The following is a 234-nucleotide window of genomic DNA, read 5'->3' as shown; positions in this document are numbered from 1 at the left end:
GGCCAGCGTCGCTCCTCGTCGACGAGAAGGACCCCAAGCCGGGACAAGCCACCGACCCCGGCGAACTGCGTGCGCAACGTCTTGGCCCAGCTGGTGGCGCCGGCCCGGGCCGGCAACGAGCTGCGGGTGATCAAGAGGGTCAGGTCGGAGGCGGCGATCAGCGGCGGGGGCCAGCCGGCCAGGCCGAGCCGGCCTGCGTCGACGATGACGTCCTGGCCGTGGCGCTCCAGCGCG

At 74.4% G+C, this 234-nt stretch carries 1 pseudogene; it reads right to left on the bottom strand.

Features of this window, described 5'->3' with window-relative positions:
* Positions 1-234: pseudogene (locus tag QWY28_RS23885) on the bottom strand (hypothetical protein); the annotation flags it as partial.

The organism is Nocardioides oceani, from assembly GCF_030412965.1.
Classification (GTDB): domain Bacteria; phylum Actinomycetota; class Actinomycetes; order Propionibacteriales; family Nocardioidaceae; genus Nocardioides; species Nocardioides oceani.
Note: the sequence above shows the minus strand (reverse complement) of the source record. Positions and strands in the feature narration are given on the sequence as shown.